This is a genomic window from Kitasatospora sp. NPDC093679, assembly GCF_040683455.1.
In the GTDB taxonomy this organism is placed as follows: domain Bacteria; phylum Actinomycetota; class Actinomycetes; order Streptomycetales; family Streptomycetaceae; genus Kitasatospora; species Kitasatospora arboriphila.
Genome location: NZ_JBFBDW010000114.1, coordinates 1 through 3939, shown reverse-complemented (window position 1 = coordinate 3939; position 3939 = coordinate 1). Strand labels below are relative to the sequence as shown.

Below are 3939 nucleotides of genomic sequence, written 5' to 3'. Positions count from 1 at the left end.
GACACCCCCATCATCACCCTCGACGCCCGACGCCGGGACAGCGCCAAGAGCGCCCTCATCACCCTCGTCGAGCACGCCCTCCTGGCCCGCCTCCGGTAGGACAGGAACCCAGGACGGATGATGCAGCGCGCCCGCTCCGGTGCCCCCACGGGCACGGGAGCGGGCGCGCGTTTCTCCGTCGATAACAGTTCGGTAGGCATTTCGAGATCAACAGCGACACAGTGTGAGGTTCTCGATCCACTGTGCACTGTCGACCTTCCACTTGCTCCACAACTGTCCCTAAATGTCCGATTTATTCGGCACATCTCGGGTACGGAGAGCTGTTTGTCCCGCATCCCTCCACGTGCTGAAATTCCAGCTACCCCGTAGTCACCCCATATGGCAGTTCCACCCAGCAGCGGGCTGCGGCCGGCGGGGGTAGCCGCTGGATTGATTCATGGCCGCACCATCGGCCGAGAGGTTGTTGTCGAGTGAGGCGTAAGCAGCCAGACACCCCGCAGCGGCGGTCCGAGCCCCGCCCGAACGAGCAGGGAACCGGCGGTCAGGCACCGGTCGGCTTCTCCGCGTTCACGGCGGCCGAGGACCGGCCGCAGCCGCGCGGCGCCGCCGGCCCGCCGACCCAGATACTCAGCGGCCCGGGCAACCGCCCGGGCGGCGCCACGGGGCCGACCGGCACGTCCGGCGCCTCCGAGGCCGCAGGCGGTGAGGGCGGCGGCCGGTACGAGTTCCTGGCACCCCGGAACTGGCGCGTGCCGACCCGCCTGGTCGCCATCCTGCTCGTGCCGGTCATCATCGGCCTGGTCTTCGGCGGCCTGCGCGTCAACACCTCGCTGGACGACTTCCACAAGGCCGACCGTGCGGTGAAGACCGCGAAGCTCGCGCACGCCGCGACCGACCTCGCGGACGCCCTGGAGAACGAGCGCGACCTCTCGATCGTGCCGATCCTCACCGGCTCCGACCCGCAGGGCCGGCTCGGCGAGCTCCGCAAGAAGACCGACGACGCCCTCAAGGCGTACAACACGGCCTACGGCAAGATCTCCGACGACGACACGCTCAAGCGCCGCGACGCGGCCTTCCAGCAGCTCGTCGTCTTCCTGCCGCACCTGCGCGAGAACGCCTACAAGCCCGAGCTGCTCGCCTCGGCCACCCAGGCCGCCTACTCGGTGATGTTCGCCCCGCTGCTGGCCATCGACAACTCCGTCGGCTTCGGCTCCTCCAGCGTCACCAGCAAGGGCCGCGCGATCTACGCCATGTCGCTGGCGAAGGCCTCCGCCTCGACCCAGCGCGCGCTGATGGTCAACCTGCTCGCCGGCATCGCCCAGGGCACCGTCACCCGGTACGAGAACCAGGAACTGATCATCTCGCTCCTGGTGGCGAGCAAGCTCGAGACGACCGCCATCAGCGAGTTCACCACCGGCTCCACCGCGGACGACGCCAAGGTCTACGCCGACGCCCTGGTCGCCCAGGCCGCCGCCGACCAGCGCGCCCCGCTGCGGATGCCCGACAACCAGAGCATCCCGACCGTCAACGGCCTGATGAACATCGGCCTGGCCTACTCCGACGCCGCCGCCCGCGGCCAGCAGGACGGCAAGGAGGCGGCGGAGCGGCTCTTCGAGAACGCGAAGAACGCCGGTCTGACCGTCCAGAACTGGAACCAGGCCGCCGCCGGCCACATGAACGCCCTGCGCGCCACGGAATCCGCCCTCCTCAACGAGGTCGTCGGCGACGCGCAGAACATCAAGGACCGCGCCCAGACGGACGCCTTCCTCAACTCCGGCATCGTGATCGCCGCGCTGGCGCTCGCCGGTCTGCTCACCGGCTTCATCGCCCGCTCGATGATCCTCGGCATGCGCACCCTGAACACCGCCGCGCTGGACATCGCCAACCACCGTCTGCCCGACCTGGTCGAGAAGCTCTCCAAGACCGACCCGGACCGGGTCGACACCTCGGTCGAGCCGATCCCGCTGCGCGGCAAGGACGAGATCGGCGAGGTCGCCCGCGCGTTCGACCAGGTCCACTCGCAGGCGGTGTCGCTCGCGGCCGAGCAGGCCCTGCTCCGAGGCAACCTGAACGCGATCTTCTCCAACCTGTCGCGCCGCAGCCAGAGCCTGATCCAGCGCCAGCTGGCGCTGATCACCGACCTGGAGAACAACGAGGCCGACCCGGACCAGCTGGAGAACCTCTTCAAGCTGGACCACCTCGCGACCCGCATGCGCCGCAACGGCGAGAACCTCCTCGTCCTCGCGGGCGAGGAGCCCGGCCGCCGCTGGAACACCCCCGTCCCGCTGGTCGACGTGCTCCGTGCCGCCGCCTCCGAGGTGGAGCAGTACGAGCGCATCGAGCTCGCCGGCATCCCGGAGGCCGAGGTCGTCGGCGCCGCCGTGACCGACCTCGTCCACCTGCTCGCCGAGCTGCTGGAGAACGCCACCACGTTCTCCAGCCCGCAGACCCGCGTCCTGGTCAACGCCACCCGCCTGCCGGACGGACGCGTCCTCGTCGAGATCCACGACAAGGGCATCGGCCTCACCGCCGACGACTTCGCGGAGATCAACGAGAAGCTGGCCGAGCCGCCCACGGTCGACGCGACCATCTCGCGCCGCATGGGCCTCTTCGTGGTCGGCCGGCTGTCCCAGCGGCACGACATCCGCGTGCAGCTGCGCCCGTCGGGCGAGTCCGCCGGCACCACCTCGCTGGTCATGCTCCCGATCGGCCTGACCCAGATGAACGCCGCGCCGGAGCCGGAGGAGCAGTTCACCGTCTCCCGGATCTTCTCCGAGCAGGAGCCGACCCAGGCCTGGCAGGACGACTGGAGCCAGCGCAGCGCCGCCGAGCTCGGCTTCGACGACCACCTGACCGGCACCGGCAACGGCGGCTTCAGCCCGGCGCTGGAGTCCATGCAGCGCTCGCAGCGCCGCCGTGCCGCCGCCATCGAGGCGGGCCCGCACGACGAGGTCATCGACGCCGAGGCGGTCGAGACCACCGAGGCCCCCTACGCGGACGAGTACCAGCCCCAGGGCTACGAGCAGTCCGGCTACCAGGACCAGGGCTACGGCCAGGACCAGTACGCGCAGGACGGCTACGACCAGTACCAGGGCCAGTACGACCAGAACGGCTACCAGGAGCAGGGCTACGGCCAGGACGGCTACGACCAGTACCAGGGCCAGTACGACCAGAACGGCTACCAGGGCATCCCGCAGCAGCAGGGCGCCCAGGACGACGCCTACCAGTCGTACGGCTACGAGGAGCAGTACGAGGCCGACCGGCCCGCCGGACACCCGTACGGGGCCGACGAGCAGCCCGCGCTGCCCCCGGCGGCCACGGCCGGCGGTCTCCCGCAGCGTCGCCCCGGCCAGCAGCTGGCCGGCGGCGGTGCCGGTGCCGGTGCCTTCGGCGGCGGCGACGAGAAGCCGAACTGGTTCGCCGGCGCCAAGGACACCTCCGGCCCCGCCGGTGAGAACCGCGGCCACGACGTGTCCGCGCTCGGCGGCTACGGCCCGACCGGCCCGACCGCGTCGAGCGCCTGGCAGTCCGCCAACGACGGCGGCTGGCAGCGGGCCGAGCAGGTCCGCGAGCCCTCGTCGGCCGGCACCACCCAGGCCGGCCTGCCGCGCCGGGTGCCCAAGCAGAACCTCGTGCCCGGCAACGCCAAGCCGACTCCGCAGGAAGGCCCGCAGGTCTCCCGCAACCCGGAGGAGGTCCGCGGCCGCCTGACCAACCTGCGCCGCGGCGTCGAGCAGGGCCGCAGCGCCGGCGGTGACCCGGGGGCCACCGGCAGCTTCCGCTTCGACCCGAACCAGGGTCGCGGCAGCAACCAGAACAGCAGCACCGATCTCTTCGGCGGCTCGAACCACCAGGAGCGTTGAGTTGAGTCAGATGAGCCAGGCCGCACAGAACCTGAACTGGCTGATCACCAATTTCGTGGACAACACCCCCGGGGTG

The 3939-nt window shown here is 70.7% G+C and carries 1 protein-coding gene and 2 pseudogenes; all 3 read left to right on the top strand.

Annotated features, from left to right (window positions below; translation table 11 throughout):
• Positions 1–99 (top strand): annotated as a pseudogene (locus AB0O09_RS38670) (ATP-binding protein); the annotation flags it as partial.
• A gap of 371 nt (positions 100–470) precedes the next feature.
• Complete coding sequence (locus tag AB0O09_RS38665; RefSeq protein ID WP_363550492.1) at positions 471–3863, top strand: nitrate- and nitrite sensing domain-containing protein; 3393 nt, start codon at positions 471–473, stop codon at positions 3861–3863.
• 10 nt (positions 3864–3873) lie between these two features.
• Positions 3874–3939 (top strand): annotated as a pseudogene (locus tag AB0O09_RS38660) (roadblock/LC7 domain-containing protein); the annotation flags it as partial.